At 68.4% G+C, this 24888-nt stretch carries 20 protein-coding genes; 8 read left to right on the forward strand and 12 right to left on the reverse strand.

Translation table 11 applies throughout. From position 1 onward, the window contains the following. Positions 1–67: 67 nt before the first annotated feature. On the reverse strand, positions 68–1273 hold the full coding sequence (locus tag CAM01S_RS13640; RefSeq protein ID WP_306306293.1) for a low temperature requirement protein A: 1206 nt from the start codon (positions 1271–1273) through the stop codon (positions 68–70). A gap of 96 nt (positions 1274–1369) precedes the next feature. Between CAM01S_RS13640 and CAM01S_RS13645 the strand changes: the two genes are divergently transcribed. After that, on the forward strand, positions 1370–2128 hold the full coding sequence (locus tag CAM01S_RS13645) for a GntR family transcriptional regulator (protein ID WP_066522939.1): 759 nt from the start codon (positions 1370–1372) through the stop codon (positions 2126–2128). On the opposite strand, the gene tcuA is transcribed toward CAM01S_RS13645, so the two are convergent. The 3 genes from tcuA to CAM01S_RS13660 all read right to left on the reverse strand — a co-directional run bounded on the left by tcuA (position 2109) and on the right by CAM01S_RS13660 (position 6534). After that, on the reverse strand, positions 2109–3644 hold the full coding sequence (gene tcuA / locus CAM01S_RS13650; RefSeq protein ID WP_066522941.1) for an FAD-dependent tricarballylate dehydrogenase TcuA: 1536 nt from the start codon (positions 3642–3644) through the stop codon (positions 2109–2111). The genes CAM01S_RS13645 and tcuA overlap by 20 nt on opposite strands. Positions 3645–3796: 152 nt before the next feature. Beyond that, entirely contained in the window at positions 3797–5230 is a 1434-nt protein-coding gene (locus CAM01S_RS13655; RefSeq protein ID WP_083528071.1) for an MFS transporter, read from the reverse strand. A gap of 80 nt (positions 5231–5310) precedes the next feature. Next, positions 5311–6534, reverse strand: coding sequence for a PrpF domain-containing protein (locus CAM01S_RS13660; RefSeq protein WP_083528072.1), 1224 nt, complete (start codon positions 6532–6534; stop codon positions 5311–5313). Positions 6535–6624: 90 nt separating this feature from the next. Between CAM01S_RS13660 and CAM01S_RS13665 the strand changes: the two genes are divergently transcribed. Beyond that, positions 6625–7545 carry a LysR family transcriptional regulator gene (locus CAM01S_RS13665; protein ID WP_066522948.1) on the forward strand — a complete coding sequence of 307 codons (921 nt, stop codon included), beginning with the start codon at positions 6625–6627 and terminating at the stop codon, positions 7543–7545. Between the two features lie 72 nt (positions 7546–7617). On the opposite strand, the gene CAM01S_RS13670 is transcribed toward CAM01S_RS13665, so the two are convergent. The 8 genes from CAM01S_RS13670 to iolC form a co-directional block, all read right to left on the reverse strand. Then, on the reverse strand, positions 7618–8781 hold the full coding sequence (locus CAM01S_RS13670) for a transaldolase family protein (RefSeq protein WP_083528073.1): 1164 nt from the start codon (positions 8779–8781) through the stop codon (positions 7618–7620). Continuing rightward, positions 8778–9833: a Gfo/Idh/MocA family protein gene (locus CAM01S_RS13675; RefSeq protein WP_281176714.1), complete on the reverse strand. Its 1056-nt coding sequence runs from the start codon at positions 9831–9833 to the stop codon at positions 8778–8780. The genes CAM01S_RS13670 and CAM01S_RS13675 overlap by 4 nt, the downstream gene beginning before the upstream one ends. A 13-nt stretch (positions 9834–9846) precedes the next feature. Further along, positions 9847–10803 (reverse strand): sugar phosphate isomerase/epimerase family protein, encoded by a 957-nt coding sequence (locus CAM01S_RS13680; protein WP_066522952.1) that lies wholly within the window; start codon positions 10801–10803, stop codon positions 9847–9849. A gap of 85 nt (positions 10804–10888) precedes the next feature. Continuing rightward, positions 10889–12787 (reverse strand): 3D-(3,5/4)-trihydroxycyclohexane-1,2-dione acylhydrolase (decyclizing), encoded by a 1899-nt coding sequence (gene iolD / locus CAM01S_RS13685; RefSeq protein ID WP_066522955.1) that lies wholly within the window; start codon positions 12785–12787, stop codon positions 10889–10891. Beyond that, positions 12784–13695 carry a 5-deoxy-glucuronate isomerase gene (iolB, locus tag CAM01S_RS13690; RefSeq protein ID WP_373277715.1) on the reverse strand — a complete coding sequence of 304 codons (912 nt, stop codon included), beginning with the start codon at positions 13693–13695 and terminating at the stop codon, positions 12784–12786. The genes iolD and iolB overlap by 4 nt, the downstream gene beginning before the upstream one ends. A gap of 14 nt (positions 13696–13709) precedes the next feature. Next, on the reverse strand, positions 13710–15245 hold the full coding sequence (locus CAM01S_RS13695; protein ID WP_066522960.1) for a CoA-acylating methylmalonate-semialdehyde dehydrogenase: 1536 nt from the start codon (positions 15243–15245) through the stop codon (positions 13710–13712). A 9-nt stretch (positions 15246–15254) separates the two neighbouring features. Then, positions 15255–16217, reverse strand: coding sequence for a class I fructose-bisphosphate aldolase (locus CAM01S_RS13700; RefSeq protein ID WP_066522961.1), 963 nt, complete (start codon positions 16215–16217; stop codon positions 15255–15257). Continuing rightward, complete coding sequence (gene iolC, locus CAM01S_RS13705; protein ID WP_066522964.1) at positions 16210–17244, reverse strand: 5-dehydro-2-deoxygluconokinase; 1035 nt, start codon at positions 17242–17244, stop codon at positions 16210–16212. The genes CAM01S_RS13700 and iolC overlap by 8 nt, the downstream gene beginning before the upstream one ends. Before the next feature lie 161 nt (positions 17245–17405). Here iolC and CAM01S_RS13710 point away from each other — a divergent pair, with 161 nt between their 5' ends. From CAM01S_RS13710 to CAM01S_RS13735, 6 genes are all read left to right on the forward strand, one after another. Then, positions 17406–18419, forward strand: a complete 1014-nt coding sequence (locus CAM01S_RS13710) for an alcohol dehydrogenase catalytic domain-containing protein (protein ID WP_066522965.1) — start codon at positions 17406–17408, stop codon at positions 18417–18419. Between the two features lie 70 nt (positions 18420–18489). Next, positions 18490–20145: a molybdopterin-dependent oxidoreductase gene (locus tag CAM01S_RS13715; protein WP_245631653.1), complete on the forward strand. Its 1656-nt coding sequence runs from the start codon at positions 18490–18492 to the stop codon at positions 20143–20145. 2 nt (positions 20146–20147) lie between these two features. After that, entirely contained in the window at positions 20148–21071 is a 924-nt protein-coding gene (locus tag CAM01S_RS13720) for a phosphotransferase (RefSeq protein ID WP_066522967.1), read from the forward strand. A 568-nt stretch (positions 21072–21639) separates the two neighbouring features. Beyond that, positions 21640–22080: an SdpI family protein gene (locus tag CAM01S_RS13725; protein WP_169795882.1), complete on the forward strand. Its 441-nt coding sequence runs from the start codon at positions 21640–21642 to the stop codon at positions 22078–22080. Between the two features lie 310 nt (positions 22081–22390). Further along, positions 22391–23998 (forward strand): ABC-F family ATP-binding cassette domain-containing protein, encoded by a 1608-nt coding sequence (locus CAM01S_RS13730; protein ID WP_066522975.1) that lies wholly within the window; start codon positions 22391–22393, stop codon positions 23996–23998. A gap of 33 nt (positions 23999–24031) precedes the next feature. Further along, entirely contained in the window at positions 24032–24835 is an 804-nt protein-coding gene (locus CAM01S_RS13735; protein ID WP_066522980.1) for a MerR family transcriptional regulator, read from the forward strand. Positions 24836–24888: the final 53 nt, after the last annotated feature.

Raw genomic sequence — 24888 nt, forward strand, 5'->3', positions numbered from 1 at the left:
CGATATTGACGTCAAGTGCGTCGACTGCGATGCCGATGTCAGGTGCGTTGATCATGAGATCCGCAGGTCAGCGGCCGGCGGCAGCATTCACCGGCCGCCGCCACACCAGCACCGCGACCGTCGCAGCGAGCACGACACCGGTCACCGCGACTGGCACGGGGGTCAACGGATCGACGAGGACCAGTGTCGCCGCGACTGGTACCGCCGTGTTCACGATTCGGTCCGCATTCGGACGGATTAGGACCAACCAGGCGGCAAGAACGAACACGGCGACCGGAATCGAATACGCGAACGCGGCAAACGTCGAATGCGCCGCCCCGCGGCCCTCCAGTGCGTCGATCTCCAACTCGATCCCGGCCGAGAATGCGCCAGCAGCCGCGAAGACGAAATAGTGCCCGTAGCCGTAGACGAGCGAACTGCGCAGATTCCGAATGGCACGGTGATGCGGCGGCCAGAAATACATCCACCACAGCGCCGCCGTCACGACCAGTGTCAGCGCGCCAAGACCGACTAGCCCGAGCAGTCTCGCGTTCGCCCCGACCGAATCAGCGCCTCCGCTTCCGCCGCCGTCGAGCGCGGCGATGATTGCGTTCGCGGACGCCAGCAGGCTCTCGCCCAACACGATCAACGCGAACTCGCCATATCGCTCCGTGATGTGATGCGGATGCCATGGCGTCTGACCATTGCGCTCGCTCACGATCGGAACCGCCAACTCCGCAGCGACGAGCGGCACCAGCACGAACGGGAACACCGACCCCGGCAGCAACAGCGCACCCAGCCAGCAGATCTGGACGAGGCCGACGCCGATCGCGTACACACGCGCGGTTCGGTGAATGGCCTGATCCGAGCCTCCGGCCCGAAGCCATTGCGCGACCAACGCAGCACGCATCACCACATACGCAAGAACGAGCAGCCGGAAGTCTTGATGATCGGAGGCCGGCGCAATGCCCGCCGCAAGCACCAGCACGCCTGCCATCTGCACGAATGTCAGGAGCCGATACAGCCAATCGTCGGTGGCGAACGAGGTCGCGAACCACGTGAAATTCATCCACGCCCACCAGATCGCGAAGAAGACCATCGCGTAATTGGCAATAGCGGAGCCAACATGGCCCCCAGCCAGCCCGTGATGCATTGTCGACGCGCCAATGCCCACCGCGATCACGAACACCAAGTCGAAGAACAGCTCCAACGACGACGCGGTGCGGCCCGGCTCATGGGGATCGCGGGCGCGCATGGGAATCAGCCGCAGCCTCCCGACCGGCGGAGCAGTCACGGGACGAGCGTAACGCCGAGGCGGCGCAGCAGCACGAGACGATGACGCCGGTCGTCTCGCAGTAACATTGTCACAACAAAGTGCAGCGAGGACCCCATGCCCGACGATGGCCGACTTCCCGCCGACCTGTTCCTCGATCTGGACCGGTCGGGCCCGGTGCCGCTGTACTTCCAGGTCGGATCGCGCCTCGAGGAAGCGATCCGCTCCGGAAGGATCCCGCCCGGCAGCCGACTCGAGAACGAGATCGCGCTCGGGGAGCGCCTGAGCCTGTCGCGCCCGACGATTCGTCGCGCGATTCAGGACCTCGTCGACAAGGGCCTCCTGGTTCGGAGGCGCGGGATCGGCACGCAGGTCGTCCACGGCCCCGTATCGCGCAAGGTCGAGCTGACGAGCCTGTGGGACGACCTGCAGGCCGGATCGCAGGGGCCGTCGACAAAGCTGCTCGACCGCACCACAGTCGGCGCGTCGGGAGCGGTCGCGGAAGCGCTCGGCGTTCCGCAGGGCAGCGCTGTGCTGCATATTCGCCGCGTCCGGTTCGCAGATGACGCCCCGATGGCGGTCCTCGAGAACTATCTGCCGCCGGAACTCCTCGACGCCACCGACGAGGAGCTCGCCGCGCACGGCCTCTACCAACTGCTGCGCATGCGCGGGGTGACGATGCGCGTGGCGAAGCAGCGGATCGGCGCCCGCGCAGCGAGCCGTGAGGAGTCGAAGCTGCTCGAGATCGACGACCTCGCACCCGTACTCACCATGAGCCGTACTGCGTATGACGCGTCCGGCCGTGCCGTCGAATACGGCACGCACTGCTACCGGCCGGACCGCTACTCGTTCGAGGTCACGCTCGTCGACAAGTAGCCGCTGCCGCCACGCCGGCCCGACGACCGAACACCATGCCCGCGGCCAGCCCGGATCCGCCCGGATAGTTGCCGCTGAACAGGCCGCCGAGCACCTCGCCGCACGCGAACAGCCCCGGAATGGGCGCGCCCGCTGCATCGAGCACGCGACCGTCGACGTCGCCGCGGAGGCCGCCGAACGTGAAGGTCACCCCGCACGTCACGCCGAACGCGAAGAACGGCGCCGAGTCGAGCGCAAGCGCCCAGTTGCTCTTCGGCGGCTCTACGTCCGCGCGCCGACCATCCTTTACATTCGGATCGAACCGATGATCGGTCGCAATGCTCGCGTTGAACGCCGTAACCGTCCGCGCGAGCCCCGCCGGATCGATGCCCGCGCTCGTCGCCAACCCCTCGATGGTGTCCGCGGTGACCACCGAGACGCCCGGCATGTCGTACTCCTCCGACCGCAGCATCGGGCGGGTGCGGGCATCGAAGATCTGCCACGCCACCGATCCGGGCTGCTCGAGAATCCACCGGCCGTACTTCGCATAGGTGTAGTTGCGGAAGTCCGCGCCCTCGTCGACGAACCGGTTGCCGTCGCGGTTCACGATGATGCCGAGCGGATAGCTCTGCCGCGTCAACCGGTTCGTCAGTTCGCGGTTGCTTTCGTTCTGCGCCGAGAACGCGTCCCACTGCACGCTGTGCGCGGTCGACCAGTCCCCGCCCCGTGCCGCTCCGTGTGCGAGCGCGGCGAGCAGCATGTCGCCGGTGTTCGCAGGCGTTCCGCGGACCTTCGCTCGCGCCCAACCGGGCCCCAGATACTGCTCGCGGAGTTCCGCGTTCGCCTCGAATCCGCCCGCCGCGAGGACGACGGCGCGCGCTCGGTATTCGCGACGCGCGCCTCCCGATGCGTCCACGCCGACCACGCCGACGACCTGTCCGTCCTCCACGATGAGGTCGACGCAGTGCACCCCGTACCGGACGTCCTCGCCGAGCTCCTCCGCCACGCGTGTGTGATCAGCGATGTTCCCCTCGCCGCCGCCCACGTTGCCGATATGGAGGCCGCCCCAGAAGAGATAGCCCCCCTCGGTCTCGTAGGCCTGCCGCTCGAACATCAGCCGATACGCCAGGCCGAGCCGCTGCAGCCACCGCAACGTGTCCTGACTGTCCTCCACGAGAACGCGGGTCAGATCCGGATCGTTGCGCCCATTCGTGACCCGAGCGAGGTCCGCCGCGTACTCGTCCGCCGGGTACGGCGGAACGGTCGCCCGTTCGATGCGCGGGTCGGGTTCGATCAGGTCGCGGAGGTCGTCGAGCCCGTTGTGCGCGATCCGCGTCGCACCCGCCGTGTAATAGCTGTTGCCACCCGCGCGGTCCTTCGGCTCCCGTTCCAACACCAGGACGCGCAGCCCGGCAAGGCGTGCCGCATGCGCTGCGCTGAAACCCGCGTTCCCCGCGCCGACCACGATCACGTCCGCGTCCAGTGCGTCGCGACCGGGTTCGGGAGCGTGTGCATGAGCGGGGGTTTCCGTGGACATGGGGATCCTTTCGACGGGGAGTGCGCGGAGGTGGGGGTTGTGCGTGAGCGCTGCGCTGGCGCGGATTACTGCTGGTCCGCGGTGCGCGCGCGGGTGCTGGTGACGCACCACGGGCCTCCAGTTCCACACCGGAGGCCCGTGGTCGCGTCCGATCAGACGGTTGCGTCGGTGCTGCGCGCGACTGCCGCGCCCGCGGGCTGCCGCAGTCGTTCGTCGGGCTCGCGACGCTCGTTGAGGTCCTCGAGGTTGACCTTGCCGGTGCGGGGGCCGAACACGGCGATGCTCACCGCGACGACGAGCCAGCAGAGCGCGATGTACATGAACACCGAGCTGTAGCCGAGCGAACCGAACAGTGCCGCCACGATGAACGGGCCGCCGATGTTCGCGAGCCGGCCGATGCCGTACGTGAACCCGGTGCCGGAGTTGCGGACCTCGGTCGGGAACAGTTCCGGCGTGTACGTGTACAGCAGCGCGGCGAACGTCTGGATGAGCATGTTCACGCAGAAGCCGAAGATGACGATCGCGACCGCGCTGAACGTCAGCCCGTACAGGAAACCGCTCGCCGCCGTTGCGAGGCACACGATCACGAGCGGCATCTTGCGGCCGAAGCGATCCGAGATCGGCCAGGCGAGGAGCGCACCGGGAACAGCCCCGAGCGTCGTCAGCGCGGAGAAGCCGATCGAGTGTACGAGCGAGAATCCGTGGGCCACGAGGAGCGTCGGAACGAACGAGGTGAAACCGTAGAAGCCGAGGGTCTGGAAAATCCACACGACCGACAGGAACAGGGTGCGACGCCCGGTCAGACCGCTGAACAGCGCACGGTAGCGCGAGCCGGACTGCTGCACTGCCGTCAGCGACACCGTCACGGTCGACGGTGCGACGGACGGCTGCTGCGGCAGCGGTGGGAGCTGACCGGCGCCCGACTCGAACCGTTGTAGCGCCTGATCCGCTGCATCGGCCCGCTCGTGGCGGAGCAGCCACCGCGGGCTCTCCGGCATCCGCACCACGCCGGGGATCGCGAGCAGCGCCAGCGCGCCGATCACGAACACGAACCGCCAGCTTTCAGCGCTGATCGGGATGATCCCGCGCGCCGCGAACGAGATAACGGGAATGCCGAACAAGCCGATCGCCATCACCGCTGCCTGCATGCGGCCTCGCCGCGCGGCCGGCATCGTCTCAGACACGTACGTGGTGGCGGCGACCGTCATCGCGGACAGGCCGACACCGGTGATGAAGCGGATCACGGCGAAGCTCGCCTCGTTCCAGCCGGCCGCGTTCAGCAGCGAGCCGACCGAGAACACCGCCGTCGCGACGATCAGCGCCCGACGACGGCCGATCGCGTCGGAGAAGCGGCCACCGAAGACCGCGCCGACGAACATGCCGAGGAACCCAGCCGACGTGACGAACGCGATCGTTCCGACGCTGAACCCGAGCGTCTTCGTCAACACCGGTGCCACGTAGGCGAACGTGTTGAGGTCACCGAATTCGAACAGGAACACGACGGCGAGCGTGACGAGCACCACCCGGTGCGTTCGCGTGATGGGTAGGCGGTCCAGGCGGGCCGCCACCGTAGCTTGGTTGAGCATCTATCCTCCTTGATAGCTGTCTGGCTGGGGTCGGGTGGGGTGAAGTGGGCTGGGGTGAAGTCTCAGTCGGTGACGCGGGGTCAGGCGGCCGAGTCGGCGAAGACTGAGCGCGCGGCGGCTTGGGCTTCTGCGGCGGCCGGCGCTCCTGCGGCGCCTGGGGCTCCTGCGGAGGTCAGCGCGACGGCGGGCAAGGGCACCTCGAGCTGCGCGGTCGCGAGCCGGCGCGCGGCACGCCACAGGACGACGGCGACGACCGCGCCATGCTCGTCGCGTTCGATCTCGGTGGTGACGACGCCCGATGGTGTCCCGATTCGCAGCACGTTCGCATCGCCGCGCCGGGCGGCGGCGTTCGCGACCGTGCCGGCGTGGTCGGCGGCGATGGTGAGCGCAACCGCCGAGGTCAGTCCGATCGCGGGGTGCGGCTGCAACATCGACAGCATGCGTGCCGAGAGGTCGTAGTCGTCGGCGCTGACGAGCTCGCCCGTCGTCGTGCGGTAGTCCGTTGGCGGGGCGACGATGCCAATCTTCGGAACCGCGTCGGCGGCCTCCTCGATCGTGCGGCTGAGGCCCGCGGCCACCGACGCGTGCCTGCGGAACGTGATGAGGGCCTCCAGCTCTGCCGTGATCTCGTCGATCGACTCATTCCCACGGAGCCCGATGGACTCGGCGTCGATCAGCGCACAGATGGCGCCCGCGTCGACGATCGTGACGGTGCCGCTGCGGCCAGCCGCGTCGATGAGCTGGGCCGGACGTCCGGTCGGGAGGGTCGGCCGGCCGGCGCGGGAGAACGGAGCGAGGAAGCGCAGCCCGACGGGGACGCCCGTGCCGACGACGCCGGGAACGGTCTGCGCGCCGGTGTGCGGAACGCGGCCGCCCGGTGTCGCGACGACGGCGTCGAGCCGGGCCCCGGTGTTCGTGTTGAGCATGCGGACGACCGTGCGGTCCTCGTCCGGGGGGACGAGACCCTGCTGCACTGCGTACAGGCCGACGGCGGTCGCGCAGTTGCCGCAGTTGCTGCCCCACTCCACGATCCGCTGCCCAATGCCGACCTGCGCGAACGTGTAGTCGACGTCGACATTCGGCGTGCGTGAGCGGCGGACGATCATCGCTTTCGAGGTGGTGGACGATGCGCCGCCGACCCCGTCGATCTGCCGCGGGTCAGCGGCGCCGAACGCTGCTTCGAGGATCGTGTCGGCGGGCAGGTCGGCTTCGGCGAGACGATCCGCGTCGAACAGCCAGCACTTGCTTGTGCCGCCGCGGATCCACACCGCCGGAAGTTCCGTCCAACCTGTCGTCGTTGCCATGCAGCAATGGTGGAGGGTGGGCAGGATTCACACCAGATGAAAAACATGGAGCCGCTTTCAGTTCTGCTGGAGGCTGGGTAGGCTGCGCGCATGTCGCTCGATGTTCGTCGGATGCTGATTCTCGAGCAGGTTGCCGCGGTGGGGTCGCTGACTGCGGCGGCGTCTGCGCTGCATCTGACCGTGTCGGCGGTGTCGCAGCAGATCGCGCAACTCGAGCGGGAGGCTGGCCAACCGTTGGTTCTGCGCGGCCCGCGCGGCGTGTCCCTCACCCCGTCTGGGCGCATCGTCGCGGAGCATGCGGCGTCGGTGCGGATGCTGGTGTCGGCAACGGAACGGGAGTTGCGGGATCTGGAGGGCCTCCAGAGCGGGTCGTTGCGGTTGGGAACGATTCCGACGGTGACGGAATCGTTCCTGCCGGATGCGATTTCGGCGTTCCGGTCGGCGCACCCCGGGGTGGCGTTGTCGGTGCACAGTGCGCAGATCTCGGAGTTGCGCGGCATGTTTCTGGCGCGTGAGGTCGAGCTGGCGGTGATGTGGGAGCGGGAGAGTGAGCATCTTGAGCAGGAGCAGCCGCTGGTGACGACGCCGCTGCGGGAGGATCCGAGCGTGCTGCTCGTGCCGGCGGATCATCCGGCGGCCTCGCGGCCAAGCGTTCGGCTTGAGGAGTTCGCGCATGAGCACTGGATCATTCGCGCGTCGCCGCAGGTTCGCGCGGTGCTACGGGATGCGTGTGAGCAGGCCGGGTTCGAGCCGGTCGTGAGCTTCGAGGCTCGCGGCTATCAGGAGGTGCAGGCGATGGTCGCCATCGGCATGGGTGTTGCGCTCGTGCCGACGCTGTCGCTCGCGACGCTGCGCGGGGACGTTCGGGCGCTGCAGCTCACGCCGCATGCGCCAGCGCGACGGATCGTGCTGGTGCAGCGGCGGCGTGCGCGGCTGTCGCCGGCGGCTGCCGAGATGGCACGCGTGCTGCGTGTCGTCGCTGCCGCCTATGAGCCCGTCGGGCGTGGCTGACCGCGGCTATACGGCCGGGGGCCGGGGGCCGGGGGCCGGGGGCCGGGGCAGCTTGACGGGCGCAGCTGACCGCTAGACCGCCGGCACGAGCACGTCGCGCACGAGTGCGTCGAGGTCCGCGTCGGCCTGCAGAAACTGCCGAAGCGTGCGGACGGTCGCGCCGAATGCGTCGAACTCGTCGATGGTCATGCCGTCGGCGTCGTAGCCCTTCGCGAACTCCGGTGTTGCGGCCCGGAGCGCGTCGAGTACATGCGACGGGACGTCGTCGTCGATCGCGTTCGGGCGGAACGGGACCGCGTTGTCGTTGATGTCCTTCGCCCACTGGAATGGCGGCGAGATGACAAGGTCGCCGCCCTGCAGCTCGGACCACTGCATCGGGTTCCGGAACGCGGCGACGAGCACGCGTGAGCGGAATCCGCGCTCCCGGAAGATCCGGTAGGCGTGTTTGACCGCTCCGACCCCGGCCCACTCGAGGTAACCCGGGTCGATCATGATCCGGTCCCGGGCGATGACCGCTTTCAGCCAGTCGTCCAGCCGCCCCGCCATCAGCGTGACCACGTGTCCGAACTCCCGATCGGGAAGGCCGTCCGCCGCACGACGGTCGAGCGCGCGTTCGATGGCCTCGCCCACGGCGACGACCTGCGCCACGGTGAAGGACACGGTCGCGTTGATCGACACGCCTCGGTACGCGGCCTCTTCGATCGCGGCGATCCCAGTCTTCGTCGCGGGGATCTTGACGATGATGTTCGGCGCGAGCTGCGAGAACCGCTCTGCCTGCTCGACGAGCGCGTTCTTGTCGCGGTGGAGGCGCGGGTCGGTCTGCATCGACAGCCTCCCGTTCCGCCCGCCGGATGATTCGAATGCGGGCAGGAGCATCGCGGCTGCTGTCACGGACAGTTCCTCGACGGCCTTCCAGCCGAGCTCGGCTTCGGTTGCGGTCGGGTGCTCGGCGGCGAGTTCGCGCAGGCGCGGCAGCCAGGTCTCCGGGTCTTGCCGGATGCAGGTCAAGGCGATGACGGGGTTGCAGGTCGCACCGACTGCACCGAACTCGCGAATCGCGGTACCGAGTTCGCGGGGGTCGGCAGAGTCGTTCCACAGCGCGGTCGGCGTCTGCTCGACCGCCTGAAGGGTGACCGGACGCGAGTCGGTGCTCTGGGCGGCCGAGCCAGCTGGTCCCTGGGCAGGTGCGGTCTGCACAGGTGCTGTCTGGGCGGCCGCGGGCTGTGCGGCGGTCATGCGCGGTCTCCCGCGGCGACGGCGAAGACCTCGTCGTAGAACGTCGGTTTCGTGACCGCGTACTCGACGGGTTCGAGCGCGCCGGTCTGCTGTGCGCGGACGGCGACCTCGGCGACGACCGACGCGGTGTAGCCGTCCCAGGCGCTCGGACCGTCGATCCCGCCGCCGCGGGCCGCGTCGACCCAGCGCTGCACCTCTTCGTCGTAGGCGGCGCTGAATCGCTCCTTGTACGACGGCGTGATCGGCTGCGCCGAGAGACCGGCGGATACGACGGTCTGCGAGGTCTCGCGGCCGATGTACGCGACGCCGGACTCGAACACCGCCTCGGTCGTGACCTGATAGCCGAACTGCACGTTGACGCTGATCTCGACGATCGCGAGCACGCCCGATTCGGTCGTGAAGAGGACGAACTGCGGCTCGGGCAGTCCGGCCGGCGCAAGCGAGTTGGAGCGCGGCTTCTTCACTTCGACGGACATGATCGGCTCACCCGTGAGGAACGGGATGATGTCGATCTCGTGGATCACCGAATCTTTGATGAGCATGTCCTCGCCGTAGTTGGGCGGGGTCGTCGGGTTCCGGTGTGCGTGATGCAGGGCGAGGAGCGCGCCGTTCGCGCCGGATTCCCGGAGCGCGAGGAGCTCCTTGTATCCGGCGTCGAAGCGGCGCATGAACCCGACCTGGATCACCGGACGGCTCGCGTGCTGCTGTTCGAGTTCGACGATGCGAAGCGAGTCCTCGGCCAACGTGGTCAGCGGCTTCTCGCACAGCACCATGAGCCCGCGCTCGAGTGCGGTGACGAGGATCGGCTCGTGCAGGAAGCCGGGCGTCGCGATGATGACCGCGTCGATCGCGGTTGCGTCGAGCGCCTCGTCGAACGAGGCGGCGGCGATAGCACCCGGCGCGAGCGCCGCCGCCGCGGCGGCACGCCCTTGGTCGGGCTCGACGATCGCGACGACGTCGGCGTTCGAGATCTTCGCGGTGATGCGGCGCACGTGGTCGGCGCCCATTTGGCCGGCGCCGACGACGGCGACGCGGAGGTTGTCAGTGCTCACTGTGCTGGTTCCTTCAGGCGGCGCGGGCGGCGGAGGTGGATCCGAGGATGTGCTCGAACGTGCGGGTGGCGATCGGGCCGGGCACGTCGACGGCGCAGCCGTACATGTCCTGCTCGACGATCCCGAAGATGTTCGGGTTGAGACGCGCAACAGCTTCGATGATCGGCGCGAGATCGGGCGTGCCCTGTGGCGGCTCGATCATGATCCCGTTCGCGACTGCGGTGGCGAACGGCACATCGTTCTTCAGCACGTCGAACAGCTGGTTCGGGTCGACCTGCTTCAGATGCAGGTAGCCGATGCGTTCCGGGAACGCACCGATGATGCGGAGGCTGTCGCCGCCGTAGTACGCGAAATGCCCGGTGTCGAGGCAGAGGTTGGTGTATTCGGGGTTGGTGACCTCGAGGAACCGCACCGTCTCGGTGTAGGTGCCGACATGACTGTCCGCGTGGGTGTGGAACTGCTGGTGCACCCCGAACTCCTCGAGCAGAGCCTTGCCGAGCCGGTCGTGACCGGCGCCGAGGCGCGACCACTGTTCGTCGGTCAGCGTGCGCGGCTCGAGCACCTCCGAGGTCGCGTCAGAGCGCCACAGATCCGGAATCGTGACGAGGTGTTCAGCGCCGAGCTTCGCGGCGAGTCCGGCAACCTTGACGGCCTGGTCCCACGCACGCTGGAACTGGTCATCGCCCTTGTGGAATCCGGTGAAGACCGTGCCGGCAGACAGGCGAAGTCCGCGCGACTCGAGCTCGTCGGACAGCTGGCTGGGATCGGTCGGCAGGTAGCCGTACGGGCCGAGCTCGATCCACTTGTAGCCCGCTGCGGCGGCCTCGTCGAGGAACCGCTGCCACGGCACCTGCTTCGGGTCGTCCGCGAACCAGACACCCCACGAATCGGGCGCTGTGCCGATGCGGATGCTCGGAGTGGCGGAACCCGCTGGGGCGTCGTCGTCGGCGGCGGGCGCGGTGTCGGTCATGCGTCGGTGTCTTTCTGTGCGGTGCGGTCGAAGTGGCGTCGAGGAGACGGAGGAGACGGGAAGGCGAGGGGAGATGGGCTGGCGGTCAGCCGAGCAGGGGGCGCTGTGCGGTGACCTGCTGCTCGTACTCGGCACGGGCGCGCTGCGTGCTCGCGAGCGTCGATGTCTCCGCGACGGGGACGTCCCACCAGCCTTCGCCGTCGGGTGCGTACCGGAGCGGGTCGGCGTTGATGTGGATCAGGGTCGTGCGATCCGACGCTTTTGCGGAACGCACGGCAGCGCGGAGGTCGTCGATCGCGTTCGCGGTCGGCTCGATCTCGATCACGTTCACCCCGTAGGAGCGAGCGTTCGCCGCAAGGTCGACGGGCAGCGGTTCGCCGTTTTCGAACGAGCCGGTGTCGTCGCGGAACCGATACTTCGTCCCGTACCGCTCGGAACCGACCGTCTCGGACAGGTGCCCGATCGACGCGAACCCGTTGTTCTGGATGAGGACCACAACGATCTTCAGCCCCTCCGCCACAGCGGTGACGAGCTCCGTGTGCAGCATCAGGTAGGACCCGTCGCCGACCATGACGATCGCGTCGCGCTCCGGAGCCGCACGCTTCACGCCGAGGCCACCGGCGATCTCGTAGCCCATGCACGAGAACGCGTATTCGACGTGGTACCCGAGCGGGTCGCGGACCCGCCACAGTTTGTGCAGATCGCCCGGCAGGGAGCCGGCCGCCTGGATCACGACGTCCGTCGGGTCAGTGGCCGACTGCACGGCGCCGATGATCTCGGTCTGACCGGGCAGCGCAAGACCGGACGGTTCGAACGCGGCATCGACGACACGGTCCCACGCCTGCTTCCGCTCCGCGATCGCGTCGGCGTACGGCGCGTCGACCGTGAACGAGACGAGGGATTCCTGGAGGGCGACCAGGGCCTCCCGTGCGTCGGCGATCACGGGCAGCTGCGTGCCGTGCTTGTAGGCGTCGAACGCGGCCACGTTGATGTTCACGAACGTCACGTCGGGGTTCTGGAATGCCGTTCGGGAGGCGGTGGTGAAGTCGCTGTACCGGGTTCCGATCCCGATCACCACGTCCGCTTCTGCGGCGGTGCGGTTGGCCGCGGTGGTGCCGGTCGCGCCGACGCCGCCGAGGTACTGCGGGTGGTCCCACGGCATCGATCCGCCGCCCGCCTGCGAGGTGCCCACCGGGATCCCGGTGGCGTCCACGAGGTCCCGCAGTGCTGACTCCGCGCCGGAGTAGAGGACGCCGCCACCGGCGACGATGAACGGTCGCTTCGCGCTGCGGATCGCGGCGACCGCGCGCGCGAGCGGGCCGTGCTCGGGGAGCGGTCGGCGCAGATGCCATTCGCGGGGCTGGAGGAACGCGACGGGCACGTCGAACGCTTCGGCCTGGACGTCCTCGGGCAGCGCGATCGTGACCGCTCCGGTCTCGGCTGGGTCGGTGAGCACGCGCATCGCCTGCAGGGCGATCGAGAACAGCTGTTCGGGGCGTTCGACGCGATCGAAGAAGCGTGACAACGGACGGAAGGCGTCGGTCACCTGGAGCGACGTGTCGTGCGGCATCTCGATCTGCTGCAGCACGGGGTCGGTCGTGCGGGTGGAGAACGTGTCACTCGGCAGCAGCAGCGCCGGCAGTCGGTTCGTGGTGGCGAGCGCTGCACCGGTGAGCATGTTCGCCGCGCCCGGACCGACCGACGCAGCAGCCGCGAATGTGGCACGCCGTCGGCGCATTCGGGCGAACCCCACGGCTTCGTGCACCATCGCCTGTTCGTTGCGGGCCTGGTGATAGGGCAGCAGACCGGGCTGGTCCTCGTGGAGCTGCTTGATCGCTTGCCCGACCCCGGCGACGTTGCCGTGCCCGAAGATGCCGAAGATCCCCGGGATGGTCCGCTCGCGAATGTTTCCGTCAACGGTCCATTGGTTCGCGAGGAACTCGACGAGCGCTTGGCCGACGGTCATGCGACGGGTGGTGCTCATCGCAGGGTCTCCTTCGTGTAGGGCAGTCGGGGGTCGATCGCTTCGGACTCCCACTGCGCGCGCACCCAACCGTGCGCGGGGTGATCGGTGATGTTCCACACCCGTTCGGGATCGGGGCCCGCCATCACGTTGAGGTAATACATGTCGTACCCCGGGGCGGCGACGGCGGGGCCGTGCCACCCGTACGGCACGAGCGCGATATCGCCGGAATGAACCTCGCGGAACTCGTCGATCGCGCGGTCGTCCGACGCGGAGGTCCGGTGCAGCGCGAACGGGGCGGCGGCTGTCGGAGCATCGGCGCCGCGCTCGACCGCGGTCTCGTAGTAGTAGATCTCTTCGAGGTTCGACTCTGCCCCCGGCACGAGGGTGTCGTGCTTGTGCGGCGGATAGGACGACCAGTTACCCGCCGGCGTGATGACCTCGCAGACGATCAGCTTCGCGGCGTCGAGCGCCGCGGGGGTGCCGAAGTTGTGGACCTGCCGACTCGCTCGGCCCGCTCCGCGGAGTTCGACGGGCACGGCCGTCACGGGCACGTACGCTGCGCCGCGGTGGACCGTGGTCGGCGCCTCCGCGACGGCGACGCGACCAGCTCCCGTGATCGTGGCGCCCGTCCGCGGGCCGAGGTAGAGCGTGTCGGTCGGGCCCTCGAAGACGCTCGCCCGGCCCTCCAGCGACTGTTCTCCGTTGCCCGCTGCCCCGTCGAACCGCACGTGGAACGAACCGGCGAGCGGCACGATGATGCGTTCGACGTCATCCTCGGGGAGGCGCAACTCGCCCCCGTCGACGATCGCGCCGATGCGGATTCCCGTGTGCTGCCAGCCGGGGATCCTGCCGTCGATCACGTCGGTCCAGCCGTCTTCCGGGTGGGAACCTGCCGGGTGGAACCAGGTCTGTTCGTCTGCCACGATGCTTTGGCCGCGGTTCAGTTGTTCGACGGGAAGCCGAGGTTGATGCCGCCGTGCGATGCGGGATCGAGCCAACGGCTCGTGATCGCCTTCTGCCGGGTGAAGAAGCTCACGCCGTCCTGCCCGTACGCCTTGGTGTCACCGAAGAGCGAGTTCTTCCAGCCGCCGAACGAGTAGTAGGCGACCGGGACCGGAATCGGCACGTTGATGCCGATCATGCCGACCTGCACTTCGCGTTGGAATCGGCGTGCGGCGCCGCCGTCGTTGGTGAAGATGGCGGTGCCGTTGCCGAATTGGCTTGCGTTGATGAGTTCGAGTCCTTCGTCGTAGCTCTCGACGCGGACGACGCTGAGCACCGGCCCAAAGATCTCGTCCGCGTAGACGCGGCTCGTGGTGGGCACGCGGTCGATCAGCGTCGGGCCGAGCCAGAAGCCGTTCTCGTCCCCATCAGGTCGGACGGTGCGGCCGTCCACCACAACGACCGCACCGTCCTGCTCTGCGACCTCGATGTACGAGGCGACCTTGTCGCGGTGCTGTTCCGTCACCAGCGGTCCCATGTCGGCACCCCGTCGGCCGTCACCGGTGACGAGCTTGCCGGCGCGATCGACGATCTTCGCGATCAGTTCATCCGCGATGCTGTCGACCGCTACAACCACCGACACGGCCATGCAGCGTTCGCCCGCGGAGCCGAAGCCCGCGTTGATCGCGTTGTCTGCAACGAGGTCGAGGTCGGCGTCCGGAAGGACGAGCATGTGGTTCTTCGCGCCGCCGAGCGCCTGGACGCGCTTGCCGTGCGCGGTCGCGGTCTCGTACACGTACTTTGCGATCGGCGTGGATCCGACAAAGGAGATGGACGCGACGGCGGGGTCGGTCAGGAGGCCGTCGACCGCGAACTTGTCGCCGTTCAGGACGTTGAACACGCCGTCCGGCAGCCCAGCCTCCTGGAACTTCTCGGCGAGCCAGATCGCCGCCGATGGGTCTTTCTCGCTCGGCTTCAGCACGACCGTGTTGCCCGCGGCGATCGCGATCGGCAGGAACCATAGGGGCACCATCGCGGGGAAGTTGAACGGCGAGATGATGCCCACGACGCCGAGCGGCTGCCGGATCGAGTAGACGTCGATCCCGGTGCTGACCTGGTCGGAGAACTCGCCCTTGAGGAGCTGCGGAATACTCGTCGCCAGTTCGACGACTTCTTGGCCGCGAGAGATCTCGCCGAGCGCGTCGGAGAGCACCTTGCCGTGCTCCGCGGTGATGATCTCGGCGAGTTCAGCCTTGTCGCGATTGAGGATCTCCCGGAACGCGAACATGATCTGCTGCCGCTTCGTCAGCGACAGGTCGCTCCACGCCGGGAAGGCGGCCGACGCGGCCGCGATGGCGCGGTCGATCTCGTCCTGGTTCGCGAGTGCCACCCGCTTGGTCATCGCGCCGAGCGCGGGGTCGTAGACCGGGGCGGTGTTTCCGGACGCGGACTCGACGCGTGCGCCGCCGATCCAGTGGCCGACGACGGGGAGATCGGTGTTCGTGGCAGCGGGGGCGGGAGAGGTGCTGGTCATGTTCGCTTCCTAGTTGGAGGGCACTGGCGAATTCGAGACGGTGGGCCCGACTGCATCCGACGCGGTCGAGGAGGCCGACGCGCCCGCGGGATCGCTCTGATGGACGAGGGCGGCTGCGGTGTCGACGGCGGCGGCGACGTCGCCGTCGGGTGGGTAGAGCAGCGTGCGGCCGACGACGAGTCCGCGGACCCCGGGGAGCGAGAGCGCGCGTTCCCAGCTCGCGTAGGTCTCCTGGGGGTGGGACGACGGGTCGCCGCCGAGGAGGAGCGTCGGCAGTGTGGTCGCCGCCATCACGCGATCCATGTCGTCGACGACGGGGAGCTTCAGCCAGCTGTACGCGCTGGAGGTGCCGAGACCGGACGCGATCGTGACGGAGGTGACGACCGCCTCCGGGGTGAGGTCGTTGACGATGCGCTCACCCTGCCAGGTCGACATGAACGGTTCGAGCATGATCGGCAGCTGCAGCGCGACCGATTCGCTCACGGTGGTAGCGCTTGCTTCGAGCGTCCGCGCGGTGCCGGGATCCGCGAGGTTCACACGGAGGAGGAGCTTGGCGAAGTCGAACCCGGCGTCCTTGATCGCGCGGGGCGAGTACGCGGTGAATCGGTCGTCCATCTCGAATGTGGCGCCGCGGAGACCGCCACGGTTCATCGAGCCGACCACGACCTTGCCGTCGAGTGCGCCGAGCAGCACCAGGTCCTCGAGGATGTCCGGCGTGCCGAGCACTCCATCGACCCCGGGCCGGCTCAGCGCGGCAACGAGGCGTGCGAGCAGTTCGTACCGGTTCGCCATCGCGGATTCGTCGCTGCGAACAGCGAGCGCGCCGCGCGCCGGATGATCGGCGGCGACGATGAAGAGCTTGCCGTCGGCACCGAGCAGCGGACGGCGCCGACGCGTGGCGAGTGCCTCGGCGATTCGGTCCGGCGACTGGGCGCGGATCTGCCGGAGTGCCGCGAAGTCGAGTTCAGGCATGGGGGCCACCCGTCTCGCTCCCGGTGCCGGACAGGTCGCGGCGGGCGTCTTCGGCGTCGAGAAAGGCCCGAACTTCGGCGCTCGACGGCATGGCGGTCGAGCATTCGAACCGGGTCGTGACGATGGCTCCGGCCGCGTTCGCGAACCGGATCACGCGATCCAACGACCACCCGGCGAGGAGCCCATGGCAGATCGCCCCGCCGAAGCCGTCGCCCGCACCGAGGCCGTTGATCACGTCGACTCGATGCGGCAGGACCTCGACCGTTTCGTCGCGCGTCTTCGCGAGCACGCCCTTCGGACCTTGCTTGACGATCGCAAGCTCCACGCCGCGATCCAGCAGCGCATCGGCAGCGCGCAGCGGGTCCGTCTCGCCGACCGCGATCGCGCACTCTTCGCGATTGCCGACGGCGACGGTGGCGTGATCGAGCGCGACGGCAGCCTCTGCGGTCGCTTCTGCAGGGGTCGACCAGAACATCGGTCGGTAATCCAGGTCGATCACGGTGTGGAACTGTCGGCCGCGCGCCGCGTATGCCGCGTGGTGTGCGCTGCGGCTCGGTTCCTCGCTCAGGCCCGTCACGGTGGTCCAGAAGATGCGCGCCGACCTGATCGCGTCGACCGGGAGGCTCTCCGCCGTGATCATGAGGTCCGGCGCTTTCGGCGCGCGGTAGAAGTACAGCGGGAAGTCGTCCGGGGGGAAGATCTCGCAGAACGCGACCGGGGTGTTGAGATCCGGCACGGTCTCGACGAAGTCGTTCCGCACGCCGAAGCCGGGCAGCGTCTGTCGGATGTAGCGCCCGAACGGGTCGTTCCCGGTGCGGGTGATCACTGCGGTTCTGCGACCGTGCTGCGCGGCCGCGATCGCGACGTTCGTCGCGCTGCCGCCCACCGACTTCGAGAAGGTCTCCACGCCCTCCAGGGGTCCAGTGGTCTGCGGGTAAATGTCGACGCTCACGCGACCCATGGTGATGAGGTCGAGCACCGCAGACGCGACGGCGTCGTCGCTCTGTGCAGCAGTGCTGGTGGTCATGGCGCGGTGGAGGACTCTCTCGACGGTGACGGGCGACGCGAACCCGTGGGGCGCCTCCGATGCTACAGCCAGTTTGACGCTATGTCATTACATGGAGAGTGGGTGATGATGGAGACCTGGACAGCGACGGCGCTCCCGGCGCCCGCGGAAGCAGGAGACCCATGCACGCGCTCACCGCGCACGGCCCCGACGACCTCCGGATCGAGGACGTCCCGTTCGACCCACCGGCGGGATCGGCGATTGTGCGGCCCACACACGGTGGCATTTGCGGCTCGGACCTGCACTACGCCGCGGAGGGACGGGTCGGCGCATTCGTCATCCGGCAGCCGCTCATTCTCGGTCATGAGATCGTCGGCGTGGTCGAGAGCGACCCGTCCGGACGACACTCGCCCGGAACGCGCGTCGCGCTCCACCCGGCAACTCCCGATGGCACGTGCTCCGCGTGCCGCGCCGGAAGGCCGCACCTCTGTCCCAACGCTCGTCACCTCGGCAGCGCCGCCACCGACCCGCACACGCAGGGCGGTTTCGCGGAGCGGGTCGGGGTGCGGCCGGAGCAGCTTCGGGAACTGCCGACGAGCCTCCCGAGCGAACGGGGAGTGCTTGCCGAACCGCTCGCCGTCGCGATCCACGCCCTCGGTCGGGCGGGTGCGGTTGCCGGGCTGCGCGTCCACGTCTCCGGTGCCGGACCGATCGGGCTGCTCGTCGCCCGAGCCGCCGTCGCGCTCGGCGCGGCGCGCGTGACGGTCGCCGACCTTCTCGAGCCCCCACTCGACCTTGCCCGAACGCTCGGCGCAGCAGATGTGTTTCCGCTCCGTGATCGCACGCCCGAACCCGAGTCTGCGGACATCGTCGTGGAGGCGTCGGGTGCGCCCGCTGCGCTCGGCGCGGCTGTCGACGTGGTCGCCCGAGCCGGGATCATCGTGCAGGTCGGTTCGCTGCCCTCGGTGCCGCTCGGCGCCGACATCGCGCGCATCGTCAGTAAAGAGGTGCAGATTCGCGGTTCATTCCGATTCGTGCACGAGATCGACGACGCGATCGCGATGCTCGACCGCGACCCCGAGTTCGGCCGGATCGTCACGCATGTGCTGCCATTCCGGGAGGCCGTACAGGCCTTCGCCATCGCCGCGAACCCGGCGGTGTCGAGCAAGGTGGTGATCGCGCTCGACGAGGCGTAGGTCGCCTCCCCGCGGGCCCGTCCACAAGCACCATCGCCCGCGCAGTCCGCTCCGAACGAAGGTTGATACCGTGTGGCCGCTCGTCGGCCCAGCGGTGAGCAAGGCGAGGCGAGCACGACGAACGGAGCAGGCAGTGCGTGCGGGTGACGAACGAACGCGAAGCGCGCGGGCGTTCGCAGCGCTCGCGGGTCTCGCCGCCGGTGCGGCGTTCGTCGCCGGTGGTGAGGTCGCAGCGCTGGTCCTCGGCGGCCAGGGCAACCCGCTCGTGTCCGTCGGGGGCGCGCTGATCGATCTCGCCCCGCGGCCCGTGAAAGACCTCATGGTCAGCTGGTTCGGTACCGGCGACAAGCGTGCGCTGATCGTGCTCATCGTCGCGGTCATGGTGGTGCTGTGCGCGCTCGCCGGCGTCCTTGCGCTCCGCGCACTCGGGCGGGGCGTCGCGCTGTTCGGGCTCGGTGCCGTCCTCGCAGCGGCGAGCGCGATCACCCGCGCTGGCGCGAGCGGTCAGGCTGCGATCCCGTCGCTCGTCGGGCTCATCCTCGCGGTCCTCACGCTCGGGCTGCTCGTGCCGCGGGCCGCCGCGCTTGGGTCGCGTGCGCGGAATGCCGAGTTTCTCGGCGTCGGGGACACACTCGACCAAGCGCCGCCTCGTACCTCGCGACGGACGTTTCTCGCATGGTCGGTCGGCACCGCCGTCGTCGGTATCGGCGTCGCCCTGGTCGCGCAGACGAGGCTCACCGCAGCGGCGACCGCCGAGGCCGCGCGACGTGCGTTCCACCTGCCGAAGCCGGCGCGCGCAGCCGCACCCGTGCCTCCCGGATCGGATCTGCACATTGCCGGGCTGACGCCCTACGTGACGCCGGCGAACGATTTCTATCGGATCGACACGGCGCTGCAGATCCCGACGGGTGATGTCGCCTCGTGGGCGATCAGCGTCGACGGGATGGTCGAGCACCCATTCACGATGACGCTCGACGAGTTGCTTCGGCAGCCGCTCGAGGAGCACATGCTCACGCTGAGCTGCGTGTCGAACGAGGTCGGCGGGAACCTCGTCGGGAACGCGACCTGGCTCGGCTATCCGGTGCGGTCGCTGCTCGCGCGTGCCGCACCGAAGAGGGGCGCCGACATGGTGCTCAGCGCCAGCATCGACGGGTTCACCGCGGGAACGCCGCTCGCATCGCTCACCGACCCGAGCATCCAAGCGCTCATCGCGGTCGGCATGAACGGCGCACCGCTTCCGCCGCAGCACGGGTTCCCGGTGCGGATGGTGGTGCCGGGCCTCTACGGATACGTGTCCGCGACCAAATGGCTGACCAAGCTGACGGTCACCCGGTTCGCCGACGCGACGAGCTACTGGGTCGACCGCGGATGGCTACCGGAAGGCCCGATCAACCTGACCTCGCGGATCGACACACCCCTCGACGGGGCGACGGTCGCCGCTGGCAGCACTGTTGCGGTCGCCGGCGTCGCGTGGGAGCCACACGTCGGCATCAAAGCGGTCGAGGTTCAGATCGACGGAGGCGCGTGGCAGCCCGCAACGCTCGCCGACGCCGTATCCGCGGACACATGGAAGCAGTGGGTGTTCCGCTGGACCCCGAGCGCCGGAACGCACACCCTCCGTGCGCGAGCGGTCAACGTGAACGGTGCGGTGCAGTCGGGCAAGAATGTGCAGCCCGGGCCTGGCGGCGCCGAGGGCTGGCAGTCGATCACGGTGCACGCGCGGTGACGATGCGAGTCCACGCAGACGAGCTCCGCGTTGACGAGGGGACCGTCGCTGCACTCGTCCGCGCGCAGTTCCCGCAGTGGGCGGATCGTCCGGTGCACCGCCTCCAGGTCGACGGAACTGTGAACGCCATCTTCCGGATCGGCGAGGATCTTGCGGTTCGAATGCCGATGCAACCGGCAGATCCCGTCGCCCTGGGTGCGGCACTGGCTGCTGAAGCCGAAGCCATGCGGGCGCTCGGCTCCGCCATCCCGTTCCCGGCGCCCGAACCACTCGCAATCGGCCAGCCGGACGCTGCCTATCCGCTTCCGTGGAGCGTGCAGACCTGGCTGCCGGGAGCGGTTGCGGACCCGGTGACCCTCGCGCGGTCGGAGGCGCTCGCCGCGGACCTGATTCTTCTCATCAGCAGCATGCGCGCCCCTGACACGCACGGCCGCACCTTCGACCGGGCCGGACGCGGGGGCGATCTCACCCACTCCGATGGGTGGGTCGCCGAATGCCTTCGGCAGAGCGAAGGTCTACTGCCGGTGGAGCGGCTTGCAGCGTATTGGAAACAGCTTCGGACCCTTCCGCGTACCGGAACCGATGTGATGACACACGGGGACCTCATTCCGGGGAACATCCTGGTCCAGCGCGAGCGTCTCGTCGGCGTCCTCGATGGAGGCGCGTTCGGGCCCGCCGACCCCGCACTCGACCTCATCGCTGCATGGCACCTCTTCGACGCGCCACCACGCGACAGCATCCGACAGGCACTCGGCAGTTCGGACATCGAGTGGCTCCGCGGCGCAGCGTGGGCGTTCGAGCAGTCGATGGGTCTCGTCTGGTACTACCGGGAGTCGCTGCCCCGGATGAGCGCGCTCGGACGAAGCACCCTCGCGCGGCTCGGCGAGGATCCCGAGGTTCGGGAGTTCGTTGGAGGCGCCACCTAGTCGAGGCAGAACTCGTTTCCTTCGACGTCCTGCATCACGATGCACGCCTCGTTCGCGCCTTGGAAGACCCTCGCTGCGTCCGTCTCTACGGCCTTATTGATCTGCTGCAGTGTGATTGTTCCTGTAGAGACCGCCCGAGCCGCTACTACTGTTTCGGCATCGATTTGGAGCGCCGAGGAACTCTGATGCCGCTACAGGTCGCTTTCATTTACATCAACTCAGCGCTCGCGAAATTTTCCGCTCCAACTTGGGTGGAAGGAACAGCGCTCTGGTATTGGATTCAGCACCCAGGCTTCAATGCGCGACCAGGGGAACTTCGCGTCGGCCTCGACGTGCTCGGGAATCCGTATATCGCGGCCGCAGTAGCCTGGGGAACGATTGCCCTTGAGCTAGCTATCGGTGCCGCTATCATCCTTGCTGGTCGCCGTAGGAACCTCCGAATCGGAGCCATCGTCGTGGGCGCGACATTCCACCTGATAATCGCGGCAAGCATCGGACGTGTTGCGTTCTTCTTCGCAATGATCGGCGGTCTGGTTCTCGCACTGTGGCGCCCATGGGATGCCGTCCCATGGCTCTGCATCCGGCCAAGGCGGGCCTGAGTATGAGAGAGAGTCTCATGATGAATGCAAGTGTCGGCATCTTGCCCGCAATCGCGGTCGCGATTCTGTTGACGATGATCGGATGGGGCTTCTACATCACTGGAAAGGCAGCACAGAGCGGGCTACGAAATCGAGCGATCGGTTTTCGGCTTCCAGCGCTCATGCAAAGCGAACAGGCGTGGAAGGCCGGACACAGCGCCGCTCTACCGACGCTCAAGCGGTGGGCACTCGCCATCACTGTTCTCGCTGCCGGATCTATCGCGGCGAGCATCAATGCCATCGTGTACCTGATGACTCTGGCATTGACCGTCTTCACCCTCTTCATGCAAGTCGCCGTCGCAGCGATTCTCGCGCACCACGCCGCCATGAAATCCCGAACCGATCGACCGGGCTTTCACGCCAAAAACTGAAGCATCATGGCGATTCGGCCCGCCCCCTGTCGAGAAACACTTGCGCCCGCCCCGACCCCGCGCATACAGTGCTGAGGCCCCGTCGCGATTGCGCGGGCGCTGATGCGGGACGACCGGTCGGCGCCGCGGATGGCGGCCACGGGGAGCCCCGACCGAGAGCGATGTGCTTTGCGCCCGATCACCGGTACTGCGACGCCGCAGCAGCTGCACCTGCGCTGACACCGTGACCTTGCCCGCTTGACGCGAGCGCTGCACCCATCGTGGTGCTCCGGTGTCGTGCGCCCGATCGCGCATTCCGGGAGGCTCCCACATGCCCATCAATCCATCTGTCGTTCTCGACGACCTCACCTTCGCCTGGCCGGACGGCGACATCGTCGTGCGGCACCTCACCGCCGCGTTCGGTCGCGGTCGAACCGGTCTCGTCGGCCGCAACGGAGCCGGCAAGTCGACGCTCATTCGGCTCATCACTGGCAGCCTCCCGCCGACGGAGGGGACCATCCACACAACGGGAGCGGTCGACGTGCTGCCGCAGCGCCTCCAGACCGACTCTGGTGGCACGGTCGCAGACCTGCTCGGCATTCGCTCGACCCTGGCGGCGTTCCGAGCGGTGCTCGACGGCGATGCCGATCCGGCCCTTTTCGACGCGATCGGGGACGACTGGGACATCGAATCGAAAGCGGAGGCGGCGCTCGCGTCCGTCGGATTCCGCGCCTCCGATCTCGACCGACCAGTGACGACCCTGTCTGGTGGGGAGGCGGTGCTCGTCGCTGTCGCCGGGATCCGGCTCCGCGGCGCTCCGGTCGCGCTCCTCGACGAGCCGACGAACAACCTCGACGGTCGAGGACGTCGGCTGCTGCTCGACATAGTCGACGGCTGGCGAGGGAGCCTTATCGTCGTGAGCCACGACCGTGAACTCCTGGAGCACGTCGACGAGATCGCAGAACTGCGAGACGGAGGAATCACGGTGTTCGGCGGCACCTACGCCGAATACGAGGCGTACGTCGCCGTGCAGCAGGACGCCATCGAGCGGGAAGTCCGTGATGCCGAGCAGCTCCATCGCCGCGAGAAGCGGCAACGAATCGAGGCGGAGACGAATATCGCCCGACGTGCGAAGGCCGGCGCGAAGGCGGCCGAATCGCTCCCGAAGATCATCGCGAGCGGTCGCAAGCGCCGGGCGCAGGCGACCGCCGGACGCATCCGCGTCTCAACCGCGAATGCGGAAGCGGCCGCGCTCGCCGCGAGACAGGAGGCGGAGCTCCGGCTCCGCGACGACGAGTCCATCCACCTGGAACTGCCCGACCCGAACGTGCCGGCGTCACGGAGGATCGCGGTGATCGAGATCGCCGGACGGCAGCGCATCGTGCAGGGGCCGGAACGGATCGCCCTGCTCGGTGACAACGGTGCCGGAAAGTCCACCCTGCTCGAGCAACTCGTCGGCCACCCGCACGCGCGGCAACACCCCGAGTCGAACACGACCGCCAGCGCGTTCGTCGCTGCGGTCGCGTACCTCCCGCAACGAAAGGACACACTCGATGACGACCTGAGCGTGCTCGAGAACGTGCGACGCGTGGCACCCGCTGTCCCGCCGGCGGAACTGCGCAATCGGCTCGCGCGCTTCCTGATCCGCGGCGACACCGTGGACCGCCCAGCGCGCGTGCTCTCGGGCGGTGAGCGCTTCCGCGTCGCGCTCGCCGCGCTCCTGCTCGCCGACCCGCCGCCGCAACTGCTCGTCCTCGACGAACCGACGAACGACCTCGACCTGACGAGCATCGATCGGCTCGTCGAAGCGCTGAGCGCCTACCGCGGCGCGCTGGTCGTCGTGAGTCACGACACTTCGTTCCTCGACCGCATCGGGGTCGACGAGCGGCTGACGATCAAAGGTCGGGGCCGTGGAGGATCTCCGCAAAACGGCACTTGACCCTCCCGCTGCGGCAGGGTCGATGGTGGAGCCATGACATCTTCACCTGACGACGAGAACAGCATCAGCGTCGGCGCTGCCGCGGCGGAGATCGGTGTCACTGTGCGCACGCTGCGCCACTGGGACGAGATCGGGCTTGCCAGGCCGTCCTCCCGGTCGAGCGCGGGATACCGGCAGTACGCACCGGCCGACGTCGAGCGCCTCCGGCGAATCGCCGTATACCGCGCACTCGGCATGGAATTGGACGAGATCGGCCAGGTGCTCGACGATCCGGCGATCAACGTCGTCGACTCGCTTCGGAACGAGCGCGCGAAGCTCGGCGAGCGCATCGAAGAACTCCGTGCGCTTCAGAGCGACCTCGACCGGATGATCGCCGCGCAGCACGACGGCGTTCTCCTCAGTGCGGGGGCGCAGCGCGCCATCTTCGGCCCCGAGTGGGATCCGTCATGGTCGGAAGCGGCCCGCGAACGGTACGGCGACACTCCGCAGTGGCGGCAGTTCGCCGAACGTTCCGCGGGCGGGTCGGCGAGCGATTGGGCCGCCGCCACGGATGCCGTTCGCATCGTCGAGCAGGATCTCGCGCACGCGATGGACGCGGTGATGCCCGGCAGCGACGAGGCCAATGCCCTCGCCGAAGCACACCGCGCGACGTTGAGCGCCTACTTCCCGATCACACGGAGCATGCAGGTGTGCCTCGGTCGCACGTATACCGATGACGCGGCATTCATGGCGCACTACGAAGCGGTTCGGCCCGGTCTTGCAGGGTGGCTCCGCACCATCATCGAGGCGAACGCCCAGGCACATGGAATCGACCCCGCCACGGCGACCTGGGGGTGAAGCCCGGTACCCGCGGCACGTCCCGCGCCCACGTAGCCGCGTCGAGGCGGCCG

The sequence above is a fragment of the Curtobacterium ammoniigenes NBRC 101786 genome (assembly GCF_001571045.1).
GTDB classification, from domain to species: Bacteria; Actinomycetota; Actinomycetes; order Actinomycetales; family Microbacteriaceae; genus Curtobacterium; species Curtobacterium ammoniigenes.